The following is a 25,010-nucleotide window of genomic DNA, read 5'->3' as shown; positions in this document are numbered from 1 at the left end:
ACTTCTAGCTCAATGAGCTCTGTAAAAACAGATAAGTATGGTGATTTACGTCGCCGTCTTATCTTTTTATTACTTGCCCTTGTTGTTTATCGTATTGGAGCACATATTCCTGTGCCTGGTATCGATGCGAATCAGCTACAACAATTTTTCAAAGGTCAACAAGGTGGCATCTTGGGCATGTTTAACATGTTCTCAGGTGGTGCACTGTCCAGATTTACGATATTTGCATTAGGAATCATGCCATACATTTCGGCATCGATCATTATGCAGCTCTTGGGCTATGTTGTTCCTACTTTCGAACAGCTGAAAAAAGAGGGTGAAGCTGGAAGAAGAAAAATTACACAATTCACTCGTTATGGAACACTGGGTTTGGCACTGTTTCAATCTCTTGGTATTGCTGTAGCACTTGAGAGTTCAGCTGGGTTAGTGATTGCACCGGGTTTTGGCTTTCGCATGACAGCAGTTGTTACGCTCACTTCAGGAACGCTTTTTCTAATGTGGCTGGGTGAACAGATTACTGAACGTGGTCTTGGTAATGGTATTTCAATATTGATATTTGCAGGTATCGCAGCTGGACTCCCAAGCGCAGTTGGTGGTTTACTCGAACTGGTGCGTACTGGCGCAATGAGCATCATAATTTCAATGGTTATTGTTGTTTTGGTGGGGCTTGTTACGTATTTTGTAGTTTTTGTTGAACGTGGTCAACGAAAAATACTTGTGAACTATGCACGCCGACAAGTTGGTAACAAAGTTTATGGTGGTCAGTCTTCGCATCTACCGCTTAAGTTGAATATGGCTGGTGTAATTCCTCCAATTTTCGCATCGTCTATTATTTTGTTACCTGCAACAGTTGTTGGTTGGTTCAGTGCTGGTGAATCTATGAGATGGCTCAAAGATATAGCAGGATCCTTGACACCTGGCCAACCTGTCTACGTAATGTTTTATGCTGCAGCAATAATTTTCTTCTGCTTCTTTTATACAGCTCTGGTTTTCAACAGCAAGGAAACAGCTGAAAACTTAAAGAAGAGTGGAGCTTTTGTTCCTGGTATACGTCCTGGGGATAATACAGCACGGTACATTGACAAGATTTTGCTTCGTTTGACGTTTATCGGTGCAATCTACATCACTTTAGTTTGTTTGCTTCCTGAATTTTTAATTTTGAAATACAACGTCCCATTTTATTTTGGGGGTACATCACTTTTGATTATTGTTGTTGTAACAATGGATTTCATGGCTCAAGTTCAAAATTATTTAATGTCGCAGCAATATGACTCGCTTTTGAAAAAAGCAAACTTTAAGGCTTCTTAAGTTTAGTATGGCAAAAGATGATGTTATTCAAATGCAAGGTGAGATTGTTGAAAACTTACCAAATGCTACGTTTCGAGTGAAGTTAGAAAATGGTCATATAGTACTCGGCCATATTTCAGGAAAGATGCGTATGCATTACATTCGAATTCTTCCTGGTGATAAGGTGACTGTCGAGTTGACACCCTATGATTTAAGTCGTGCGCGAATCGTATTTCGCGCTAAATAGTTTTATTATTTATTTGTTAGGAGAAGGCAATGAAAGTTTCTGCTTCGGTAAAGAAGATTTGCCGTAATTGCAAGGTTATTCGTCGTAAAGGTGTTGTTCGTGTGATTTGTACAGATCCGCGTCACAAACAGCGTCAAGGTTAAGAGCTAGAGTAATAGAGGATTAAAATGGCACGTATCGCTGGTATAAACATCCCACCGCAAAAACACACTGAAATTGGTTTAACAGCTATTTTCGGGGTTGGTCGCAGCCGTGCTCGCAAGCTTTGCGAAGCTTGTGGCATCGACTATTCCAAAAAGATCAAGGATCTCTCTGATGCTGATCTTGAGAAATTGCGTGATGAAGTTGGAAAATTCACTATTGAGGGTGATCTTCGTCGCGAAACAACAATGAATATCAAGCGTTTGATGGACATTGGTTGCTATCGTGGTTTTCGTCATCGCCGCGGTTTGCCATTGCGTGGTCAACGCACCCGGACAAATGCTCGTACACGTAAAGGCCCGCGTAAAGCAGCAGCCTCACTTAAAAAATAATTCTCACTGAAGGTTAATCATGGCAAAAGCACCTGCAAATAATGCTGCTCAGCGTGTGCGGAAAAAAATCCGTAAGAACGTTGCTGATGGTATTGCTCACGTTCACGCGTCTTTCAACAACACCATCATCACCATAACCGATCGCCAAGGTAACTCTTTATCTTGGGCTTCATCAGGTGGGCAGGGGTTCAAGGGTTCTCGTAAATCTACCCCTTTCGCTGCTCAAGTCGCTTCGGAAGTTGCTGGTCGTGCAGCCATTGATCAAGGCATTAAGAATCTTGATGTTGAGATCAAAGGTCCAGGTCCAGGCCGTGAATCTTCAGTCCGTGCATTGGCAGCTCTTGGCATTCGCATCAATATGATTGCTGATGTCACGCCTGTTCCGCACAATGGTTGCCGCCCACAAAAGCGTCGTCGTATTTAATTTATTAAGCCCACCGCTCATTCAATATCTTGTTTGAGCTCCCGCTTCGCAGCGGAAGATGAATAAAAGGAAACTCAAGTGGCACGTTATTTAGGTCCCAAAGCAAAACTTTCACGCCGTGAAGGTACCGATCTCTTTTTGAAGAGTGCTCGCCGCTCTATCAGCGATAAAGCGAAGTTTGATTCAAAACCAGGCCAGCATGGTCGCACATCAGGAGCAAGAACTTCTGATTATGGTGTTCAACTGCGTGAAAAACAAAAAGTTAAGAGAATGTACGGCATTCTCGAGAAGCAGTTTAGAAAATATTTTGAAGAAGCAGATCGCCGTAAAGGTAATACTGGTTCAAACTTGTTGTCGATCTTAGAGTGCAGATTAGACAATGTTGTATATCGTATGGGTTTTGGTTCGACCCGAGCTGAAGCTCGTCAACTTGTATCTCATAAAGCGATTCTCGTTAACGGTAAATCTGTGAATATTCCGTCTTACATGGTTACAGCCGGTGATGCAGTTACTGTGAGAGAAAAATCAGCTAAGCAAGCCCGCGTGATTGAAGCACTTCAGTTGGCTCAACAAGTTGGCTTCCCTGATTGGGTTGAAGTCAATACTGACAAAGCTGAAGGTAAGTTTAAATCAGTTCCTGATCGTGATCAATTCGCTGCTGATGTTAATGAATCTCTGATTGTTGAGTTGTACTCACGGTAAATTTTCATTTGTTTATTTTTGCTGTTTCTTAACTGAATTTCAGCTTCAGATCAGCCTTACCGATGTAACGTATCGGGGGTATTGAGAGGTTTATATATGCAAGCTAATTTACTGAAGCCAAAAACTATCACTGTTGAACAGTTGGAAAATAACCGTTCAAAGGTGGTTTTAGAGCCTTTTGAACGTGGCTATGGCCATACATTAGGTAATGCGTTAAGGCGCGTTCTTTTGTCATCGATGGTGGGGTTTGCTCCTACTGAGGTGACTATTGCAGGCGTTCTTCATGAGTATTCTTCTATTGATGGCGTTCAAGAAGATGTTGTTAACATTTTGCTGAACTTAAAAGGTGTGGTCTTCAAGCTTCACAATCGTGATGAAGTCACACTTAGTCTCAGAAAAGACTCTGAAGGTGTTGTAACAGCTGCAGATATCCAGACACCACATGATGTTGAAATCATCAACCCTGATCATGTCATTGCTAACCTTTCGTATGGTGGCAAGCTTGACATGCAGATCAAGGTTGAGAAGGGTCGTGGCTATGTGCCTGGTTCTGTTCGCCGTCATGCGGATGAATTGAACAAGTCTATCGGTCGGCTTGTTTTAGATGCATCCTTTTCACCAGTTCGTCGCGTGAGCTATACCGTTGAGAGTGCACGTGTCGAGCAAAGAACTGATCTTGACAAACTTATTGTTGATATTGAAACCAACGGCGCCATCACGGCGGAGGACGCGATTCGCGCATCAGCTAAAATTCTTGTTGAGCAGCTTGCTGTGTTTGCACAACTTGAAGGCGGTGAAGTGGATGCCATTGTCAGTTCATCGGCTCGGTCAAGTTCACAATTTGACCCTGTTTTGCTGCGTCCAGTTGATGAATTGGAGCTGACTGTTCGTTCCGCCAATTGTCTTAAAGCTGAAAACATTTATTACATTGGTGATTTGATTCAACGTACCGAAAATGAGTTGCTCAAAACACCAAATCTTGGTCGTAAGTCATTGAATGAAATCAAAGAAGTTTTGGCTTCTCGTGGTTTGACACTTGGTATGAAATTAGATTCTTGGCCGCCTTCGGCTTTGGAAAAACGTTAATTAAAGATACCCACTCAGAATAGTACCTGATACGGCTATTCTTTATAAATAAAAGGAACATTTATGCGTCATGGTCTTGGTCTTAGAAAATTAAATCGTACTTCATCACATCGTCTTGCGATGTTGCGCAATATGATGAATTCCATTATTGAACACGAAGTAATTAAAACTACTTTGCCAAAAGCAAAGGAACTTCGCCGTGTTGTTGAGCCTATGATTACTTTAGCCAAAGAGCCTACTTTGGCAAATCATCGACTGGCTTTTGATCGTTTGCGTGATCGTGACAGCGTTGTAAAGCTTTTCAATGTATTGGGTCCTCGTTTCAAAGCTCGTCCAGGTGGATATACCCGAATCTTGAAAATGGGTTTCCGCGTGGGTGACAATGCCCCAATGGCATTGGTTGAATTTGTTGATCGTGAAGATTCTTCAGTTGAAGTTACCTCAGAAGCAGATAAATAGTCTATAATACAAATATCGCGCGATGGAGCAGTCTGGTAGCTCGTTGGGCTCATAACCCAAAGGTCGGAGGTTCAAATCCTTCTCGCGCAACCAATAGATACGGGGCTTTTCCCGTAAGTAAACGCCCACTAACAGTGGGCGTTTTGCTTTGTAGCCCAAAAATAGCCAATCCGTAGCCCATCTGTAGCCCGCGGATTTTGTCAAAACGCTGTAACGATCATTGGGCTATAGATCTGTGAACCAGAAAGTTACTTTCTCTGTCTGCACTACCCTTTGAAAACCGTGTCTGGGATTAGACAGCTACCTTGAGACGATGAGTCCCATCTTCTCCAACATGCTGACATTCTTCGTGAAAGACGATCGGTTGCGATGCAAGCGGGTAGTCAATTTTTTGATGTTTTTGGCCTCGCGCATCACCTCGCTTATAAGTTGATGTCTGGTTTTACGGCTCTTACCTTTTAGATGCCGTGTCATTCCGGAACTTGTCGTGGCAACTTTTACAACTCTTTTGCACTGCCTCCACACTGTCTTTGATGGCAGTCATGTCTGCGCTTGCTGAGACTTGTACCAAAGCGTCGACTTTCGACTTGAAAGCCAATTGTTCAGATTTAAATGCGTCAGGCTGTGTCCAAACTTCCAATTTGGCACGTGTGGGTGGGTAGTTACCCTCTTTGCTGAAATATTCCCAGGGCTGCATTGACAGTTCTTGCAAAACCAATGCCTGTGCCACAAAGTCTGCCTTGACATAGGGTTGCCTGTCTCTGGCAACCAAGCCCAGCGGCTCAAACGCTTTGGTGAATTTTTTAAAAATAGCTAGCCTTTTGGTCAGCAGTTGGTCTGGATGTGTGTCTTTGAGGTTTTGACCGCAGGCAACAAGCACCAGGCTGGCTGATAAAGAGAGGGCGATTTTTGTGAGTGTGTTCATGGTGGAATCAAAGCTGAAAATATCAGTGAGGTTGGGTTGAATCTGTTCTGTGCCCCTAAGCGCCAAACACGTGGTGCCAAAGTGCCAAGATGGCCTGACGCTCGTTTTGTAGTTCATTTTGTGACACAAAACTGGGGGTTTCGTCCAGGCGCGCCTTGTGTTGCACTTGTCGCATGGTTCGGTAGGCGTTTGCTGCAGTGTGCCCCAAACCCTCTGGCAGCAGTCCTAGCACTTCAGCACGTTCTAAAAGCGCAATGTTCCCCGCATTGGCAAGCAATTCAGGATACGCACCAGATTGTGACAACACCAAAAATTGCATCACAAACTCGGCGTCAATCATGCCGCCAGCGCTTTGCTTGAAGTCAAATTGATCAGGTTTGTGCGGGTGTGCTGAGGCCATGCGCACGCGCATAGCCATGATTTCTTGGCGAAGACTTTGCTCGTCGCGTGGTGCAGCAATGACCGCCAGGCGCACTGCATCAAAGCGCGCACGCAGACTGGCGTTACCTACCACGCAGCGTGCGCGTGTCATGGCCTGATGCTCCCAAGTCCATGCCGTGTTGCTGCCGCGCTGTTGCTGGTAGTTGGCATAGGCAGCAAAACTGGTCACCAGCAAACCCGCGTTACCGTTGGGTCGCAGCGCGGTGTCGATCTCATAGAGGTCGCCCTCGCCCGTTTTCACCGTCAACCAATTGATGAGCTTCCTGACCAGCGCTGCATACACCTCAGGGGCGCGCTCATCCTCATCATCGAAAACGAACACCACATCCAGATCGCTGCCGTAACCCAACTCTTTGCCGCCGAGTTTGCCGTAGGCAATGATGCCAATTTGCGGCTCTGGCCGATGCGCTTTTTTAAGCAGTGACCAGCACCAGCGTAGGGTGATGCGCAGCACAGCGTCAGCCAAAGCGCTCAGGTCATCAGCGACTTGCTCAACGCTGAGCTGCCCATCCACGTCGCGCGCAAGCGTTCGGAAAACTTCTGCATGGTGTGCACGGCGCAGCAAATTCAGCAACGATTCTTCGTCGTCGTCACCGGTGCCCTTCAGGGACGAGCGGCGGTAATCCAGGTCGGCTTCAAACTCATCAGCGTTGAATCTCTCATAAAAAACATCCGTGGCGGCCAGCTCGTCAATCACACCCGGATGCTGAATCAAATACCGTGCAGGCCAGCGCGCCGCACCCAGTAGGCGCAACAATCGCTCATGCACATGCGGGCGTTCCCACAGCAACGCCAGATAACTTTCACGGCGAAGCAGTGGTTCTATCCAGTCCAGCCAACGCAACGCAGAAACTTCAGAGACGGTGCCTTCTTTCACCCATTCAAGCGTGCGCAAAATCAAGCGCCACAGCCGCACGCTGGCCTCGTCACGCAAGGCCAGCACACGCGGGAGGGTGGACCAGGCGGTCAATCTGGCGTTGAGCTGCTCACCGAGTTGCGGCAGCATGTCTGAGACAGAACTTTGACTGCTCTCAAATTTTTTGCCATGACACCCTTTGCATTCAGACTCATTTCCACCAAGCAACTTGTCAAATTCGTGCGCAACTACCTCACGATGGGCATCAAGCTGTGCCAAAAGTTGATCAGCCGCTGCAAACCCCATGGTGTGCGCAATCCAGTTCAGGTCTTGATCATTGCCAGGCAATACATGCGTTTGTTGATCGTCCAAATACTGAATGCGATGCTCCAGCTGGCGCAGAAAAATGTAGGCCTGTGTCAGTGCCTCCGCCGTGCTGGCGGGCATCAACCCGGCACGCACCAAGCGCAACAGGGCACTGAGTGTGGGGCGGGTTCGAAGCTCTGGAAACTGCCCGCCGCGCACCACTTGCAATAGTTGCACGGTAAATTCAATTTCTCGAATACCGCCGCGTGAGAGCTTCACATCATTGGCACGCTCCGGATGCCCAGCGCTGCGCTTGCTGGCATGACTGCGAATTTGCTTGTGCAGCGTGCGCAAGGCATCAAACACACTGTAGTCAAGGTAGCGTCTGAACACAAAAGGCATCACCACCTTGCGCAAGGCTTGAATCGCCCCATCGGGAACGCACTGTGCAGGTGCAACCACCCGACTTTTGAGCCAGGCAAAACGCTCCCATTCGCGCCCCTGAACGTGAAGGTACTCCTCCAGCGCGTCCAAAGAGACCGCCGCCGGACCTGAATTGCCGTTGGGGCGCAACGCCAAGTCAACCCTGAACACAAACCCATGTTCTGTGGTGTCGCCGACCAAGGCGTAAACCGCTTTGACCACCTTGGCAAAGTACTCATGGTTAGAAATGTGATTGCGCCCCTCTGAATTGCCAGTGGTTTCACCGTCATCATCGTAAACATAGATCAAATCAATGTCGCTTGACACATTGAGTTCACGTGCCCCCAGTTTGCCCATGCCCACAATCCAGACCCGAGCCCTTTGGCCTGCAGAAGTCATGGGGGCGCCGTGCAATTGATCTAATGCTTTTTCAGCTTCTGCCAACGCCACATTCAAGGCGAACTCTGCCAAATGGGTCATGCATTGGGTCACTTGCGACAGGCTTAACTGTTGATCGCAGTCGAGTGTCAGCAGCCTGAGCAAAACCAGCTGACGCGTGATGCGCAGGGCATTGGCACAACTTTGTCCTTGCTGCGTCAGCGACGCAAAAAGCGCTTCAATGTCAGTAGTGCCAGGACAGCCAGGGGCTAAAAAATCAAGCTGTTGCGCGTAGCGGCGGTGAATGCGCTGGGCAAAGCGTGAAGTCAGCGCAAGGGATGGGCGGGTCATAATTCTGATGTTGTCAATTCATGGTCTCAATGTGCATCCAACCCCGTCTCACTTACTCAAAATCTGGTCGGCTCTGACGCACGTGATGCTCGGCTTGGTGGTGTTGGCATGGTTGGTCGTGGGCTTGACCTGGGGTGCACTGCATTGGTGGATTGTGCCGCGAATCGACAATTTTCGTCCTTGGCTGGAAGCGCGAGCCACGCAAGCCATAGGGTTGCAGGTGCGGGTAGCGCGTTTGGCCTCCAAAACCAACAGTTTCATCCCATCTTTTGAGCTAGAGCAGGTTGCTTTGTACGACAACCAAGGTCGTGCGGTGCTCCAGCTGCCGAAAGTCCAGGTGGCCGTTTCGGTGCGCTCACTGTGGCGATTGGGGTTTGAGCAAATGGTCATTGACGCTCCGCAACTTGAAGTGCGGCGCTTCAAAGACGGCCGCATCACCGTGGCGGGCATGGATGTGGCGGGCACCTCCACCTTGCATGCCCCACTTCAAGACTGGTTTTTTTCGCAAATTGAATTTGCCATTCAAGGTGGCAGCGTGCACTGGACGGACGAGACGCGAAATGCCGATGCCATTGAACTCACCGATGTGAACCTGTGGGTGCGCAATTCTGGTCGGCGCCATGACCTGCGCCTGGAAGCCACACCGCCCACAATTTGGGGAGATCGCTTGCGTGTGAGCGGTAAATTCATGCAGCCGCTGCTCACGCGCCAGAACGGGCGCTGGCAAGATTGGGAGGGTCAGCTGTACACAGCGTTTGAGCGGGTTGATCTCTCCGCGTTGCAGCGCCATGTTGATCTCAAGGTGGACGTCAGACAAGGCCGGGGTGCTCTGCGAGCATGGCTAGACGTGAGTCAAGGTCAGTTCACGGGTGTCACGGCGGACATGGCCTTGGAAGAAGTTGACTTGACGCTCGACAAAAATCTGCCGCCCCTAACCGTGCAACATGTCCAAGGGCGCGTGGCTGGGCGCGAGCTGGCCAATGGTTTTGAAGCCTCTGCGCACAACTTGACCTTTGATGCGACTGATGGGTTGCACTGGCCTGGCGGCAACGTGCATGTGATGTATCTGGGCGGTGAAGGTGCCATTGCGCCACGGGGCGAATTTCAGGCAGATCGGCTTGATCTGGCGACCCTGGCGCAACTGCTGCAACGACTGCCCATCCCTGACCTGTGGCGCGACCAACTCTTTCAGTATGGACCCCAGGGCAATGCGAACAAGCTGGCGCTGACCTGGCAGGGCGCCTTGAGCGCTCTGCAAAGTTACACCGCCCAGGGGCAGTTGAGCCAGCTCACCGTGGCCGCTGTCAATGGGCAGCCGGGTGTCAGTGGCCTGAATGCAAATTTTGAGTTGAATCAACTCGGCGGCAAGGTTGATCTGCAGCTTGAACAAGGCACCGTTGATTTGCCAGGCGTGTTGCAGCAGAGTCAGGTGGATGTGTCACGCTTTGCAGCGCAGTTGCGTTGGCTGGTCAAGGGCGATCAGCTCGCCGTGCAGGCCAATGACGTGCGTTTTGCCAATGCAGACGGCGAAGGCACGGCGCAAGTCAAATGGCACACCTCAGACGCCACCACGTCGCCCAATCACAGCCGCTTTCCTGGCGTGCTGGATCTGCAGGCCACGCTCAACCAAGTGGATGGCACCAAGGTGCATCGCTACCTGCCGCTGCTGATGGATGAACGTGCCCGTGATTACGTCCGTGAAGCCATCACGGCTGGGCAAGCCAACAACGTGCGCTTTGCCATCAAGGGCGATATCCAAAACATGCCGCAGCCAGATCTGCGCCAAGGCCAGTTCAAAATCAGTGCTGACATCCAGCACGGCGCGTTGACATTTGTGCCACGCAGTCTGCAACCTGCAGACGAATTGCCTTGGCTCACGTTGGCAGACGTCAGTGGGCAGCTGTTGATTGACCGCACCCAACTGCAAGTTAAAAACGCCAACGCTGTCGTTGCACAAGCGCCTGATGTGCACATCAGCAGCGCAGACGTGACGATTCCAGACCTGTTGCACACCACGGTCAACCTCAATGCGGTACTCAAAGGCAGCGTGCCCGATGCGCTCAGAGTCATCAACGCCTCGCCCCTGAAAGACCTTACCAGCGCTGCACTGGCGCAAGCTCAAGGCAGCGGGGCGGCGCAAGCCAGCCTTCAACTGAGCTTGCCGATCGCCCATTTGAACCAGTCCAAGGTGCGTGGCAGTGTTTTGTTCAGCGGCAACGACCTGCAGATCACCCCCGACACCCCCAAACTCAGCCGTGTGCGCGGGCAGTTGAACTTTAGCCAGAGTGGTTTGGACCTGAAAGGTGTGCAAGCGCGCGCCTTGGGGGGTGATGTCCTGCTGGACGGTGGCCTAGTGTTCTCGCCACTGGCCACCGCACAGCGCGCGCCCACCCAAATTGTGGCAACTGGCAGCGTCAGCGCTGAGGGCTTGCAACAAGCCAAAGAATTGGGTTGGGTCACCCACTTGGCAAACCGTGCAGTGGGCAGCGCCAGCTACACCGCCCGCTTGGGATTTCGGCAGGGTCAGCCGGAGCTGCTGATTCAGAGCACCCTGCAAGGCATGGCCTTGAATTTGCCCGCACCCCTGCAAAAAAACGCCACCTCAGTGCTGCCACTGCGCATTCAAACCGAGTTGACTTCTGCTTCACCCTCGGGTGATGCCGCAGCCTCAGCGCAGTCAGACCGGTTAAGCCTGAGTGTGGCTGGGGTGGGACGCGCCGTGTATGAGCGAAACCTCTCGGGCGCCTTTGCCCGGGTGACACGTGGCGCGGTCAGCCTGGATGCCAATGCGCAAGAAACCTGGCCCATGCCAACCCAAGGCGTGTTTGCCCAGCTCAACTTGCCGTTTCTGGATGTAGATGCCTGGCAAGCGGTGTTTGCTGACTTGGCGGCCACCTATGGTGACCACACTGAGGCCATGGCTTATTTGCCAAGCACGTTGGCGCTGCAGGCCGATGTGTTGCAGGTGGCCGGACGCACCTTTAACCAGCTGGTTGCGGGCGGCAGCCGGGAAGGGGCGCTGTGGCGCGCCAACCTGCATGCCAACGAGCTCAATGGCTACCTTGAATATCGTCCCACCCAAGGGACAGATGCCAATAGCAGCGCCGGACGTGTTTATGCGCGCCTGCAACACCTCAGCATTGCCCCATCTGTAGCCACCCAGGTTGAAGCCATGCTGGATGCCCAACCGGCCAGCGTGCCTGCACTCGACATTGTGGTGGACGACTTTGAGCTGCGTGGCAAACACATGGGGCGGCTGGAAGTGCAAGCCCTCAACCGCATGGCCAATGCCACCCCGGCCTCACCGGGTGTGCCTGAATGGCGGCTGAACCAGTTCAATTTGCACACGCCAGAGGCCACCTTGACTGCCAGCGGAAACTGGACACGCCTGCAGCCCACCACCGCACCCCAGAGAACAAGCAACCCCAGCGAGCGACGGCGCACCGTGCTCAACTTCAAACTGGATGTGGCTGATGGCGGTGCGTTGCTGGCACGCCTGGGCATGAAAGATGTGGTGCGCCAGGCCAGTGGCAAGTTGGAAGGCCAGGTGGCCTGGCTCGGTTCGCCGCTCAAGCTCGATTACCCCACGCTGGGGGGCGCTTTTACCGTGAACATGACCGCCGGCCAATTTCTCAAAGCCGACCCCGGCATTGCCAAGTTGCTGGGTGTGTTGAGCTTGCAAGCCTTGCCTCGGCGGCTGACACTTGATTTCCGCGATGTCTTCAGTGAAGGTTTCAGATTTGATTTTTTGCGTGGCGACGTGACCGTGGTGCAAGGCATTGCCCACACCAACAACCTGCAAATGAAAGGTGTCAACGCCGCCGTGTTGATGGAAGGCCAGGCTGACATTGACCGTGAAACCCAAGACCTGAAAGTGGTGGTGGTACCCGAGATCAATGCCGGCACGGCCTCGTTGCTTGCCTCGGTCATCAACCCGGCCGTGGGGCTGGGCTCGTTTTTGGCACAGCTTTTTTTGCGTCGCCCCTTGATTGAATCCAACACCCAGGAGCTGCATGTGACCGGCTCCTGGACCGACCCGCAAGTCACCAAAGTCAACCACGCCCACCCCTCTAAAGACACAAAGCCATGATCCTTGCCGTCATTCAAATGGTCTCTGGTGCCCACGTCCAGACCAACCTGCAGCAGGCCGCCACCTTGTTGCGCCAAGCCGCACAGGCGGGCGCCGAACTGCTGGTGTTACCAGAATATTTTTGTTGGATGGGTCACCACGACCGCGACAAATTGCCGCTGGCCGAGCCTGATAGCCAAGGCCTGTTGCAACAATTTTTGGCAGACACCGCGCGCCAGTTGGGCGTGTGGCTGGTGGGGGGCACGATTCCTCTGTGCGCCGAGACCGATGGTGTGGGCAACACCGAGCGCGTGTTCAACAGCTGTTTGGTGTATTCACCACAAGGCCTGCGTGTGGCGCGCTATGACAAGATGCATTTGTTCAGGTTTGACAACGGCACGGAGCGCTATGACGAGTCTCTGGTGCTGCGCGCAGGTCAGCACCCCACCATGTTTGACCTGCCTTCACGTGACGGCCATACCTGGCGCATTGGCCTGAGTGTTTGCTACGACCTGCGCTTTGCCGAGCTCTACCGGCATTACGCCACCGCTGGCGCGCACCTGATGCTGGTGCCCAGCGCCTTTACTTACACCACTGGCCAAGACCACTGGGAGGTGTTGCTGCGCGCCCGCGCCATTGAAAACCTGGCCTATGTGGCCGCTGCCGCGCAAGGCGGTATGCATGACAATCAGCGCCACACTTGGGGCCATGCCATGCTGGTCGACCCGTGGGGCAAGGTGTTGGCGCAGCAAGCCCAGGGTGCAGGCGTGGTGTTGGCAGACCTCGACATGGCCACCCTGACCGCTTGCCGCAAGCGTTTGCCTGCACTGCAGCACCGCGTGCTATGAGGGGCGCTGTCCACACACACTGGCAAGTGCTGCCAAAGCATGTGGTTCTGGCACTGGCAGCCAGCCTGCTGGTGGCTTGCGGCAGCGCGCCGGTGCAGCCACCCGCCAGCGTGCCTGCCACTGCTGAGCCTGCGCCACCCACATCCGTGCCTGAAGCCGCTTTGGACGTGCCCGACCTCAGCACCCTGCCACCCCTGCAGCGTGGCAGCAGCCGCTGGGTGGCCGTGCCGTGGACTGATCTGCCCGGCCTGCAGACCGACACCCTGTTTGAAGCCTGGAACGCCTGGCTTAAAAGTTGTGAGCGCCCGGGCGATGTGTTTGCCGCGCTGTGCCCACAGGTGCGCGCCTTGAGCATTGCCACTGCACAAGAGCAACTGCAGTGGTTGCAAGCGCAGTTTGTGCCCTACCGGGTCGAGTCGCTGCAAGGCCGCAGCAGCGGGCTGCTCACGTCCTACTACGAGCCAGAGTTTGAGGCTCGGCGCCGCCCCAGCCGCGGTTTTGAGGTGCCATTGTTTCAACCCCCGGTGGGCTTGAACGCCCGCACACCGTGGTTCACCCGGCAAGACATCGACACCCGGCCTGAGGCGCAAGCCGCACTCAACGGGCGCGCCATAGCCTATGTGGCCGACCCAGTGCAGGCCATGTTGATGCAAATTCAAGGCTCGGGTCGGTTGCGCCTGACCGAGGCCGATGGCCGCGTGCAGTGGGTGCGGCTGGCCTACGCTGGCAACAACGGCCAGCCCTACAAGAGCATTGGCCGATGGCTGCTTGACCAGGGCGAACTGCGTGATGCCTCTTGGCCAGGCATTCGCGCCTGGCTCCTGCAAAACCCGCAGCGCACGCAAGAGCTGATGTGGCAAAACCCACGCGTGGTGTTTTTCAAAGAAGAAATTTTGAACAGCTTTGACAGTGGTTTTGGCCCCAAAGGTGCCCAAGGAGTGCCGCTCACGCCCGGTCGCTCGATTGCGGTCGACCCCCAAAGCATTCCTTATGGCACGCCGGTCTGGCTGGTCTCTGAAGGCAGTCAGCTCACGCTGCAGCGGCTGGTGCTGGCGCAAGACACTGGCAGTGCCATTCGGGGGGCGGTACGCGCCGATTATTTTGCCGGCTGGGGCACTGCAGCGGGTGAGCTGGCGGGTCAGCTCAACCAACCGCTGCGTCTGTGGGTGCTGTGGCCGCGGCCACGCTGATGGCGTTACCATACCCATTACGCGGTTTTATTTCACCCCTTTGACCGGAATTTCCTATGAGCACATCCAGCCACAAATCCACCATGCGCGACATTGACGAGCGCACCAACCTGGCCGGTAACAGCATGTTTGAGCTGCTGCTGTTTCGTTTGGGTGAAGCGCCTGGCACCGATAAGCGCGAACTGTTTGGCATCAACGTGTTCAAAGTGCGTGAAATTTTGGTCATGCCCGAGGTCACGGCCATGGTCAACTCGCCGCCCTCGGTGATGGGTGTGGCCAACATCCGCGGCCAGATGATCACCGTCATCAACCTGCCGCAGCTGGTGGGCACCAACCCCACCAAGGGGCTGGGTATTTTGTTGGTGACCGAATTTGCCCGCACCACGCAAGCCTTTGCCGTGGAAGAGGTCAATGAGATCGTGCGCCTGGAGTGGAAGCAAGTGCTGTCTGCCGAAGGCCGTGGCGGCGGACTCGTCACCAGCATTGCCCGGCTCGATGGCGACGCTGAAAACACCCGCCTGGCACAGGTGCTGGATGTGGAGCAAATCCTGCGCGATGTGTTCCCGGAAGCACACCAAGTGGAGGTTTCCTCCGAGAGCAAGCTGCATATCCCGCCCGGTACGGTGGTGCTGGCTGCCGACGACTCTGCGGTGGCGCGCATGATGATTGAACAAGGCCTCAAATCAATGGGCGTGCCGTTCATCATGACCAAATCTGGTCAAGAGGCGTGGGATCGCCTCAAAGCCATGGCCTCCGAGGCCGAATCGCGCGGTCAAACCATCAAAGACAAAGTCGCTCTGGTGCTGACCGACCTGGAAATGCCTGAGATGGACGGCTTCACACTCACCCGCAACATCAAGCAAGACCCGCGCTACAGCGGCATTCCAGTGGTGATTCACTCCTCGCTCACAGGCACCACCAACGAAGAGCACGTCAAGAAAGTTGGCGCCGATGCCTATGTGGCCAAATTTGTTGCCGACGAACTGGCTCAAACCATTCGCAAGGTGTTGACGCATTGATTCAATAGCTATTTAATAAATAGCTACTTAAGCTTTATCTATAAGCTCTAGAGGCTTAAAACGCATATAAATGATTTGAATCACGCCATCCAGCAGCACGGCTTCTGGATGGCGTTTTTGTTGGGTTTAGCATGGCCATGAACGCACCGTTTCCCCCGTCTTTCTCTGCCCAACCCAGCGTCAGCCTGGACGACAAATACACCCAAACCCAGGGCCGCGCCTTCATGAGCGGGGTGCAGGCGCTGGTGCGTCTGCCCATGCTGCAGCGCCAGCGCGATGCCTTGGCTGGGCTCAACACCGCCGGCTTCATCAGCGGTTACCGCGGCTCGCCGCTGGGTGGCTACGACCAGGCGCTGGTGGCCGCGCGCAAGCATCTGCAGGCGCAGCACATCGTGTTCCAGCCCGGCGTGAACGAAGAGCTGGCCGCCACCGCGGTGTGGGGCACGCAGCAACTCGACCTGTATCCGCAAAGCAAGCAATACGACGGCGTGTTTGGCATCTGGTACGGCAAGGGCCCGGGCGTGGATCGCAGCTCTGACGTGTTCAAACACGCCAACATGGCCGGCACGGCGGTGCATGGCGGCGTGGTGGCGGTGGCGGGGGATGACCATGTCAGCAAAAGCTCGACCGCTGCGCACCAGAGCGACCACATCTTCAAGGCTTGCGGCCTGCCGGTGTTTTTTCCGTCGGATGTGCAGGGCATTCTGGACATGGGCTTGCACGCCATTGCGCTGAGCCGTTTCTCGGGTGTGTGGGCGGGCATGAAGACGATTCAGGAGGTGGTGGAGTCCAGCAGCTCGGTCGATGTCAGTCTGACCCGCGTCAAGATCGTCATGCCTGAAGACTTTGCCATGCCTGCTGGCGGCGTGCACATCCGCTGGCCTGATGCGCCGCTGGACCAAGAAGCGCGGTTGATGGACTACAAGTGGTACGCCGCGCTGGCCTATGTGCGCGCCAACAAGCTCAACCACAACGTCATCGAGGGCAGCCAGGACCGCTTTGGCATCATCGCCAGCGGCAAGGCGTTCAATGACACACGGCAAGCGCTGGCCGATTTGGGGCTGGATGCGGCCACCTGCCAGCGCATCGGGCTGCGCCTGCACCAGGTCAACGTGGTCTGGCCGCTGGAGGCCAGCGGCACGCGCGACTTCGCCCAGGGGCTGCAAGAGATTCTGGTGGTGGAAGAAAAACGCCAGGTGATTGAATACCAACTCAAGGAAGAGCTGTACCACTGGCGCGTGCGCCCCAACGTGGTGGGCAAGTTTGACGACGATGCGGATGGCACGGGTGGCGAATGGAGCCAGCCCAACCCGGGCGGCAGTGCCTTGCTGCGTGCCAATGCCGACCTGAACCCGGGTCTGGTGGCCAAGGCCATTGCCAAGCGCCTGCAAAAACTGGGTGTGCCCGATGACGTGGCGCAACGCATGGAGCAGCATCTGGCGCTGCTGGCGGCCAAAGAACGCGGCGCGTTGGCCATCAAGTCCGACACCGGTGAACGCTTGCCCTGGTTTTGCAGCGGCTGCCCGCACAACACCAGCACCCGCGTGCCCGAAGGTTCACGCGCGCTGGCGGGCATTGGCTGCCATTACATGACGGTGTGGATGGACCGGTCAACGAGCACCTTCAGCCAGATGGGCGGCGAGGGTGTGGCCTGGGTGGGGCAGCAACCCTTTAGCACCGACACCCACGTGTTCGCCAACCTGGGCGACGGCACTTACTTTCACAGCGGCCTGCTGGCCATTCGTCAGAGCATTGCCGCCGGGGTCAACATCACCTACAAAGTGCTGTACAACGATGCCGTGGCCATGACCGGCGGCCAGCGTGTGGGTGAGCGCCCCGAGGGCCACAGCGTGTTGCAAATCATGGCCAGCCTGGTGAGTGAGGGCGTGGCCAAACTGGTGATCGTGACCGACCAGCCTGAAAAATACTCTGGCGTGGTGTTGTCGCCCGGCGTGACCGTGCAACACCGTGATGAACTCGACCGCATCCAGTGCGAATTTCGTGCGCTTAAAGGCACCACCGCCATCATCTACGACCAGATGTGCGCCACCGAAAAACGCCGCAAACGCAAGCGCGGCACGCTCACAGAGCCCGATGAACGGGTGGTCATCAACGAGTTGGTGTGTGAAGGTTGTGGCGACTGCGGCGAGCAGTCCAACTGCCTGAGCATTGAGCCGCTTGAGACCGAATTTGGCCGCAAACGCACCATCAACCAGAGCAGCTGCAACAAAGACTTCAGCTGCGTCAAAGGCTTTTGCCCGAGTTTTGTCACCGTCAAAGGCGGGCAGCTCAAAAAACCCAAAAAAGACCAGCAGGGCAGCCTGGAGGCCTTGCCCGCGTTGCCAGAGCCGGTGTTGCCCGCCACAGATGCGGCTTGGGGCATGGTGGTGGGCGGTGTCGGCGGCACCGGGGTCATCACCATTGGCCAGCTGCTGGGCATGGCGGCACATCTGGACGGCAAAGGTGTGGTCACGCAAGATGCCGGTGGCCTGGCGCAAAAGGGCGGTGCCACCTGGAGCTTTGTCCAGGTGGCCAACACCGCAGAGGCCATTTACACCAGCAAGGTGGACACCGCCCGTGCCGACCTGGTGATTGGCTGCGATGCCATTGTGGCGGCCAGCAAGGTGACGCTGAATGTGATGCAGCATGGGCGCACCTTTGTGGCACTCAACAGCCACGCCACGCCCACGGCAGCGTTTGTGCACCACCCGCAGTGGCAGTTTCCAGAAGGTGGCTGCGAGGCGGCTATTGCTGCCAATGTAGGCGCGCAGGCTTTGGGCGTGTTCGATGCCGAGCAGGTCGCCACGCTGGCGCTGGGCGACGCGATTTACACCAACCCTTTGCTGCTGGGCTACGCCTGGCAAAAAGGTCGAGTGCCTTTGAGCCGTGCCGCCTTGCTGCGTGCTATGGCGCTCAACGGTGTGCAAGTGGCCAACAACCAGGCGGCGTTTGAGTGGGGTCGCCACTGCGCGCACGACTTGACAGCGGTGCAGGCGCTGCTGCAGACCGCACAAGTGATCGAGTTTGTCAAAAAGCCTGCCCTGGCCGATGTCATCGCCAAACGTGTGGCATTTTTGACCGCTTACCAGGATGCAGCTTACGCCGCACGCTATCAAAAAATGATGGACGAGGTGCAGCGCGTGGATGCCTTGCTGGGCAAAACCGCGTTGAGCGAAGCGGTGGCGCACAACCTGTTCAAGCTGATGGCGTACAAGGACGAATACGAGGTCGCGCGCCTGTACACCGATGGCAGTTTTGCCGCCAAGCTGGCCAAGCAGTTTGAGGGCGACTACCAGCTGCACTTTCACCTGGCCCCGCCCTTGCTGGGCAAAACCAATGACCAGGGTGAACTGGTCAAACAGCGCTTTGGCCCCTGGGTGCTCACCGCGTTCAAAGTGTTGGCTCGCCTGAAAGGTTTGCGCGGCACGGTTGGGGATGTGTTTGGCTACAGCGCGGAGCGCCGCCAGGAGCGCGCCTGGCTTGAGCGTTACCTGGTTGCGCTGCAAGAAATATATAAGTTATTGGCCTCTAGACCTTATGAAATAAGCATGAATAGCTATCAAATTGCTTGTCAATTGATGGCTGTGCCGCAAGACATTCGTGGCTTTGGTCACGTCAAGTTGCGCCACATGCAAGCCGCCCAACAGCGCTGGGAGGCATTGCTGGCACAGATCAGGGCGTGACCGAGCAACTCCCCACAACGCTTGCGCTGTGAGCACCCGCATACAATGTCCGGCTTTGCAGCTGCCGTTGGACGATGTGTTTTTGCGGGTCAGTGTGTTCCTCTACCTCAATTGAAAATCTGGAGTTTGCCTTGTTTATTTCTTCTGCCTTTGCCCAAACCGCTCCCGCCGCTGCTGCCGCTGGCGGCGACTTGCAGTCGTCCCTGATGGGCATGTTGCCGTTGGTGCTGATGTTTGTGGTGCTCTACTTTGTGATGATTCGCCCGCAAATGAAAAAAGCCAAAGAGCACAAAGCCATGATCGACGCCCTGGCCAAGGGTGACGAAGTGGCCACCGCCGGTGGCGTGCTGGGCAAGGTCAGCAAGCTGGGCGACACCTATGTGCACATTGAAATTGCCAACGGTGTCGAGGTGATGTTGCAGCGCAGCGCGGTGGTGCAAGTGTTGCCCAAAGGCAGCATCAAGTAAGGCTTGCAGAAATTGCGAATGTGCTGTGCCAGCCCGGTCGGGTTGGCGTGTCTGGTGGGATGTGATGTGTAAAGGGCGATCATGAATCGTTACCCGGTTTGGAAATATGTGATCATTTTGGTCGCACTGGTGGTGGGCGGGCTTTATGCGCTGCCCAATTTTTTTGGTGAATCTCCGGCCGTGCAAGTGTCAGCCGCCAAGCCCATGGTCAAGGTGGATGCCGCCACCTTGATGCAGGTAGAGGCCGCGCTCAAAGCCGCCAACGTCAGCCCCGATCTGGTCAGCCTGGATGCGGGCTCGATCAAGGTGCGCCTGGCCAACACCGACGCCCAGCTCAAAGCCAAAGACGCCATCCAGAAAGCGCTGGTGCCCGATGCCACCAACCCCGGCTATGTGGTGGCCTTGAACCTGCTGACACGTTCACCCGCTTGGCTGACCAGCCTGAAAGCCTCGCCCATGTACCTGGGGCTGGATTTGCGCGGGGGCGTGCACTTCATGCTGCAGGTCGACATGCAAGCCGCGCTGACCAAACGCGCCGAATCGCTGGCGGGGGATGTGCGCACCACGTTGCGCGAGAAAAACATTCGCCACAGCGGCATCAATCGCAACGGCCAAACCATCGAGGTCAATCTGCGCGATGCCACCACACTGGCCGCAGCCAAAAACCTGGTGCTGGATCAATTTGCCGACCTGCAAGTCACCGAGGCACCCAACGGCGCTGAGTTCAAACTCACCGCCACCATCAAGCCCGAGGCGGCACGGCGCATCCAAGACCAGGCTCTCAAGCAAAACATCACCACGCTGCACAACCGCATCAATGAGCTGGGCGTGGCCGAGCCGGTGATTCAGCAGCAGGGCTTGGATCGCATTGTGGTGCAGCTGCCGGGCGTGCAAGACACCGCCAAAGCCAAAGACATTTTGGGGCGCACCGCCACGCTTGAAGTGCGCATGGTTGACGAAACCGCCGAAGCGCGCAGTGCCGAGCTGGGCACGGGCGTGGTGCCTTTTGGCTCGGAGCGCTATCTGGAGCGCAATGGTCAGCCGGTCATTGTCAAAAAACAAGTCATCTTGACCGGCGAAAACCTGACCGATGCCCAGCCCGGTTTTGACAGCCAAACCCAAGAACCCACCGTCAACCTCAACCTTGACGCCAAAGGCACCCGCATCTTCCGCGATGTGACGCGTGAAAACGTGGGCAAGCGCATGGCCATTTTGTTGTTTGAGAAGGGCAAGGGCGAGGTTGTGACCGCGCCCGTCATTCGCACCGAAATTGGTGGCGGGCGGGTGCAAATCTCAGGCCGCATGACCACCACCGAGGCCAACGACACCTCTTTGCTGCTGCGCGCAGGCTCCTTGGCTGCGCCGATGGAAATCATCGAAGAAACCACCATTGGCCCGAGCCTGGGGGCGGAAAACATTGCCAAGGGCTTCAACAGCGTGACCTGGGGCTTTGTGGCGGTGGCAGTGTTCATGTGCCTGTATTACATGCTGTTTGGCGTGTTTTCCAGCATTGCGCTGGCGTTCAATTTGCTGCTGCTGGTGGCCATTCTCTCCATGCTGCAAGCCACTTTGACGCTGCCTGGCATGGCTGCCATGGCGCTGGTACTGGGCATGGCGATTGATGCCAATGTGCTGATCAATGAGCGCATTCGTGAAGAGCTGCGCAACGGGGCTTCCGCGCAGGCCGCCATTCACACCGGTTACGACCGTGCCTGGGCCACAATTTTTGACTCCAACATCACCACCTTGATTGCCGGTTTGGCGCTGCTGGCTTTTGGCTCAGGACCGGTGCGCGGCTTTGCTGTGGTGCACGTGCTGGGTATCATGACCAGCATGTTCTCTGGCGTGTTTTTCTCACGCGGGGTGGTCAATTTTTGGTATGGCCGTCAAAACCGCCTGAAAACGGTGTCGATTGGCACGGTCTGGCGACCCGATGGCGGCAGCGCCCTCAAGACTGAATAAGGCAGAAACAGCATGGAATTTTTTCGGATCAAACGCGACATTCCGTTCATGCGGCATGCGCTGGTGTTCAACCTGATTTCACTGGTGACCTTTTTGGCGGCGGTGTTCTTTTTGTTCTCGCGCGGCTTGCACCTGTCGGTCGAGTTCACCGGCGGCACCTTGTTGGAGGTCACTTACGCCCAGCCGGTTGATCTGGGCGGCGTGCGCAACACCGTGGGCAAATTGGGTTTTCAAGATGTGCAGGTGCAAAACTTTGGCACCGCGCGTGATGTGCTGATTCGCCTGCCGGCACAAAAGGGCGTCAGTTCTGCGCAGCAAAGTACCCAGGTCATGACCGCTTTGCAAGCGGTTGAGCCCTCAGCCACCATGCGCCGCACTGAGTTTGTGGGGCCGCAAGTGGGTGACGAACTGGCCGCTGATGGCCTCAAGGCGCTGGCGTTTGTGGTGGTGGGCATCATGATTTACTTGGCGGTGCGCTTTGAGTGGAAGTTTGCCGTGGCCGCCATCATTGCCAATTTGCACGACGTCATCATCATTCTTGGTTTTTTTGCCTTTTTCCAATGGGAATTTTCGTTGCCGGTGCTCGCCGCAGTGCTGGCGGTGCTGGGCTACTCGGTGAACGAGTCGGTGGTGATTTTTGACCGGATTCGTGAAAATTTCCGCCGTTACCGCAAAATGAACACGGTGGAGATCATCAACAACGCCATCACCTCCACCATCAGCCGCACCATCATCACCCACGGCTCCACGCAAATGATGGTGTTGTCGATGTTGCTGTTTGGGGGTGCCACACTGCACTACTTTGCGCTGGCGCTGACCATTGGCATCTTGTTTGGCATTTACTCGTCGGTGTTTGTGGCTGCGGCCATTGCCATGTGGTTGGGCATCCAGCGCGAAGACCTGGTCAAGGGCACTGTGGTCAAAAAAGACCTTGATCCCAACGACCCCAACGCTGGCGCCAGCGTTTAAGTTCTTTAAGTTCTTTCAGGTGTGAAGTGACCAAATTACCGTCTGCAGCCGCCCAAACACTGGCACTTCAGGTGCGCCAGCGGTTGGTGGCGCTGGCCGATCAAGCCCTGCTCAGCCTGTTGGCGGTGGTGCAAGCGCGGTTGACCGAGCTGATGGACGAGGCTGTGCCCTGGCGTGAAGCGCAGCAGCGCCGTGACACCTGGGCGCACTACCAGCGCCACAAAACCCAATGGCATGAGGCGGTGGCCGCAGCCTGGCAACACACCCTGCAGCCCACCCGTCACGCGGCCAAAGCAGCCTCAGATGGTGTGTTTGAGTTGGTCGGCACCGAGGTGGTTGAAAACAAAATTCTGGCCTCTCGGTTGGCCTTGAACTTGATGGAGCACGCCGCGCAAGAGGTCAACGACCTGCGCAAGCGCTTGAAGTCACTCCAAGGCGAACGCGATTTGCCTGCGCAGGACTTGGTGCACCCCGAAGCCCTGCTGTTGCCGCTGGTAGAGCACTGGGTTGCGTGTGGCTTGAGCCAAGAGGCCTGGCAGTCGGTGGCCGATGTGGTTCAGCGCCATTTGGCGCACCACCTGCAAGCCGCCTACGCCCAATGCAACACCCTGCTGATTGACAAAGGGGTGTTGCCGGTGATTGACTTCGCCGCGCCCAAGCCGGCACGCCCGGTGGCGCCTGCGCCCGTGGCGGGTGAGGATGGCTGGTCGGCACGCGCTGAGGGCAACGCAGCGCCTTCAGGCCACCATGCGCCCCTGCCACCGGGTCACCACTGGCGCAGTGCGCGGGCGCAAGGTTTGTTGGATCAAATTGGCCAATGGGTGGGTGGTAGTGCCCACCCGTCGGCGCGCGCGCTGGCGCAACCAGCCTCGCGGGTAGCCCCCAGAGCCGACGACGCGCCCATCCTGTACGCCAGCCCACCCTCTGAGGCCTTGTTGGCGGCGGTGGCGCAGCAGCCGGTGTTGGGCGAGGGGTATTGGGTGTCTTCGGGCGCAGCGGGGCAAGTTGTGGCGCCTGAAGTGGTGGGACAAATGGCGGTGCAACTGCGCCAGCAGTCTGCCGCGCTTAAAAATCAGGCGAGCACCGAGGCTGAAAAAGCCATCATCGAGCTGGTGGCGTTGATGTTTCAGGCCATTTTGCAAGAAGACCGCATTCCCCCTGGCGTACGGGTCTGGTTTGCCCGCTTGCAAATGCCGGTGCTGCGGCTGTCGCTGCAAGAGCCGGCTTTTTTTCAAAAGCTCGACCACCCGGCGCGCCTGTTGATCGACCGCATGGGCTCGTGTGTGATGGGTTTCGATGCCAGTGGCATCAGCAGCGCCACGCTGGAGTCTGAGATCAAACGCGTGGTGCAAGTCATCGAGCAGTACCCAGAGACCGGGCAAAAGGTGTATGCCAAGGTCTACGAAGAATTTCAAGCGTTTCTGAAACAGCACTTGACAGACAAGCCGGTGACACAAAAGCTGGTGGGCGTGGCGCAGCAGGTGGAGCAAAAGGAAACGCTGGCGATTCAATTCACCATTGAGCTGCGCAACCAGCTCAAAGACATGCCAGTGCGCGATGAAATTCGCGACTTTTTGTTCAAGGTGTGGGCTGAAGTGCTGGCGCTCTCAGCGGTGCGCAAAGGCAGCAAGCATGAAGACACTTTGGTCCTGAAAAAAGCCGCCTCAGACCTGATTTGGGCGGCCAGTGCCAAGCCCAACCGTGCTGACCGGGCACGGGTGATATCAGATTTGCCAGACTTGTTGCAATGCCTGCGTGACGGCTTGACCCTCTTGAATATGCCTGCGGCCGAGCAAGAGGACCACATCAAACGTGTCAGTGCTGTGCTGGTGGAGGCCTTCATGTCCAAAACCCAAGCCATTGCAGACGAGCAAATTCAGGCGCTGGCAGCTCGCCTGGCCAACCTCGAAGACTACATTGGTGACGACGATGCACAAGAGCTGCCGCTGGACAGCCAAAGCATAGAGGAGCTGCTGGATGTCGATGCCTCCGCGCTTGATGTGATTCTGGAAGGTGGCGGCAAGGCCAGTGCTGTGATGCTGGCCTGGGCGCATGAGCTCGATCTGGGCGCGTGGTTCACGCTGCAGTTCAACGGGCAAACCTCTCAGGTGCAATATGCCTGGCGCAGCCCGATGGGGCATTTGCACCTGTTTGCCACCAGCGTGGGGCACAGTTACCTGCTGCAAACGGTGCGACTGGCTGCTTACCTGCAAGGCGGTCTGCTGGAGCCGCAAGAGGCCGAGCCACTCACCCAGCGTGCCACCCGAGATGCCCTTGACAAGCTGCAGGCCAACCCCGCGCAATTGCTGGCTTAGGGCTTAGGGCTTAGTGCGCCGTCCGCGCCGAAGGGTTGTCGCACAAATCGTCCAGCACCAGCGCGCTGGG

General features: G+C 55.7%; 19 protein-coding genes and 1 tRNA gene. 18 read left to right on the top strand and 2 right to left on the bottom strand.

Features of this window, described 5'->3' with window-relative positions; genetic code table 11:
• The first annotated feature begins 12 nt into the window (after positions 1-12).
• From secY to PHT20_RS11180, 9 genes are all read left to right on the top strand, one after another.
• Positions 13-1,308, top strand: coding sequence for a preprotein translocase subunit SecY (secY, locus tag PHT20_RS11220; protein ID WP_301020584.1), 1,296 nt, complete (start codon positions 13-15; stop codon positions 1,306-1,308).
• Positions 1,309-1,315: 7 nt separating this feature from the next.
• Complete coding sequence (gene infA, locus PHT20_RS11215; RefSeq protein ID WP_223907181.1) at positions 1,316-1,534, top strand: translation initiation factor IF-1; 219 nt, start codon at positions 1,316-1,318, stop codon at positions 1,532-1,534.
• A gap of 29 nt (positions 1,535-1,563) precedes the next feature.
• Positions 1,564-1,677 carry a 50S ribosomal protein L36 gene (gene rpmJ, locus PHT20_RS11210; protein ID WP_084795560.1) on the top strand — a complete coding sequence of 38 codons (114 nt, stop codon included), beginning with the start codon at positions 1,564-1,566 and terminating at the stop codon, positions 1,675-1,677.
• Between the two features lie 24 nt (positions 1,678-1,701).
• A complete protein-coding gene (gene rpsM, locus PHT20_RS11205) occupies positions 1,702-2,067 on the top strand; it encodes a 30S ribosomal protein S13 (RefSeq protein ID WP_300081699.1) in 366 nt (121 codons plus the stop codon).
• Between the two features lie 19 nt (positions 2,068-2,086).
• Entirely contained in the window at positions 2,087-2,491 is a 405-nt protein-coding gene (gene rpsK, locus PHT20_RS11200; RefSeq protein WP_300081702.1) for a 30S ribosomal protein S11, read from the top strand.
• A gap of 78 nt (positions 2,492-2,569) precedes the next feature.
• Positions 2,570-3,193, top strand: a complete 624-nt coding sequence (rpsD, locus tag PHT20_RS11195) for a 30S ribosomal protein S4 (RefSeq protein WP_301020566.1) — start codon at positions 2,570-2,572, stop codon at positions 3,191-3,193.
• 96 nt (positions 3,194-3,289) lie between these two features.
• Positions 3,290-4,279 carry a DNA-directed RNA polymerase subunit alpha gene (gene rpoA / locus PHT20_RS11190; RefSeq protein ID WP_300081708.1) on the top strand — a complete coding sequence of 330 codons (990 nt, stop codon included), beginning with the start codon at positions 3,290-3,292 and terminating at the stop codon, positions 4,277-4,279.
• Between the two features lie 63 nt (positions 4,280-4,342).
• The gene (gene rplQ / locus PHT20_RS11185; protein ID WP_301020565.1) at positions 4,343-4,738 is read left to right on the top strand and encodes a 50S ribosomal protein L17; all 396 of its coding nucleotides are present in this window, start codon (positions 4,343-4,345) and stop codon (positions 4,736-4,738) included.
• A 16-nt stretch (positions 4,739-4,754) separates the two neighbouring features.
• A tRNA-Met gene (locus PHT20_RS11180) sits at positions 4,755-4,831 on the top strand.
• 358 nt (positions 4,832-5,189) lie between these two features.
• Here PHT20_RS11180 and PHT20_RS11175 read toward each other — a convergent pair.
• On the bottom strand, positions 5,190-5,663 hold the full coding sequence (locus PHT20_RS11175) for a cytochrome c (RefSeq protein ID WP_301020564.1): 474 nt from the start codon (positions 5,661-5,663) through the stop codon (positions 5,190-5,192).
• 55 nt (positions 5,664-5,718) lie between these two features.
• Positions 5,719-8,418 carry a bifunctional [glutamate--ammonia ligase]-adenylyl-L-tyrosine phosphorylase/[glutamate--ammonia-ligase] adenylyltransferase gene (glnE, locus tag PHT20_RS11170; RefSeq protein ID WP_301020563.1) on the bottom strand — a complete coding sequence of 900 codons (2,700 nt, stop codon included), beginning with the start codon at positions 8,416-8,418 and terminating at the stop codon, positions 5,719-5,721.
• A 7-nt stretch (positions 8,419-8,425) separates the two neighbouring features.
• Between glnE and PHT20_RS11165 the strand changes: the two genes are divergently transcribed.
• The 9 genes from PHT20_RS11165 (at position 8,426) to PHT20_RS11125 (ending at position 24,940) form a co-directional block, all read left to right on the top strand.
• Positions 8,426-12,508 (top strand): YhdP family protein, encoded by a 4,083-nt coding sequence (locus PHT20_RS11165; protein WP_301020562.1) that lies wholly within the window; start codon positions 8,426-8,428, stop codon positions 12,506-12,508.
• Positions 12,505-13,335 (top strand): carbon-nitrogen hydrolase family protein, encoded by an 831-nt coding sequence (locus PHT20_RS11160; protein ID WP_301020561.1) that lies wholly within the window; start codon positions 12,505-12,507, stop codon positions 13,333-13,335. Before PHT20_RS11165 ends, PHT20_RS11160 begins: the two co-directional genes overlap by 4 nt.
• Positions 13,332-14,525 (top strand): MltA domain-containing protein, encoded by a 1,194-nt coding sequence (locus tag PHT20_RS11155; RefSeq protein WP_301020560.1) that lies wholly within the window; start codon positions 13,332-13,334, stop codon positions 14,523-14,525. Before PHT20_RS11160 ends, PHT20_RS11155 begins: the two co-directional genes overlap by 4 nt.
• A gap of 56 nt (positions 14,526-14,581) precedes the next feature.
• Positions 14,582-15,544 carry a chemotaxis protein gene (locus PHT20_RS11150; protein ID WP_301020559.1) on the top strand — a complete coding sequence of 321 codons (963 nt, stop codon included), beginning with the start codon at positions 14,582-14,584 and terminating at the stop codon, positions 15,542-15,544.
• A gap of 137 nt (positions 15,545-15,681) precedes the next feature.
• Positions 15,682-19,227 carry an indolepyruvate ferredoxin oxidoreductase family protein gene (locus PHT20_RS11145; RefSeq protein ID WP_301020583.1) on the top strand — a complete coding sequence of 1,182 codons (3,546 nt, stop codon included), beginning with the start codon at positions 15,682-15,684 and terminating at the stop codon, positions 19,225-19,227.
• Positions 19,228-19,358: 131 nt separating this feature from the next.
• Positions 19,359-19,694: a preprotein translocase subunit YajC gene (yajC, locus tag PHT20_RS11140; RefSeq protein ID WP_300081730.1), complete on the top strand. Its 336-nt coding sequence runs from the start codon at positions 19,359-19,361 to the stop codon at positions 19,692-19,694.
• A gap of 81 nt (positions 19,695-19,775) precedes the next feature.
• Complete coding sequence (secD, locus tag PHT20_RS11135) at positions 19,776-21,656, top strand: protein translocase subunit SecD (RefSeq protein ID WP_301020558.1); 1,881 nt, start codon at positions 19,776-19,778, stop codon at positions 21,654-21,656.
• 12 nt (positions 21,657-21,668) lie between these two features.
• A complete protein-coding gene (secF, locus tag PHT20_RS11130) occupies positions 21,669-22,625 on the top strand; it encodes a protein translocase subunit SecF (protein ID WP_300081736.1) in 957 nt (318 codons plus the stop codon).
• 26 nt (positions 22,626-22,651) lie between these two features.
• Positions 22,652-24,940 (top strand): DUF1631 family protein, encoded by a 2,289-nt coding sequence (locus PHT20_RS11125; RefSeq protein ID WP_301020557.1) that lies wholly within the window; start codon positions 22,652-22,654, stop codon positions 24,938-24,940.
• Positions 24,941-25,010: the final 70 nt, after the last annotated feature.

The sequence above is a fragment of the Rhodoferax sp. genome, assembly GCF_028715765.1.
Lineage (GTDB): Bacteria > Pseudomonadota > Gammaproteobacteria > Burkholderiales > Burkholderiaceae_C > Rhodoferax.
The sequence above is the reverse complement of the archived record's forward strand: the minus strand, read 5'-3'. Positions and strand labels throughout refer to the sequence as shown.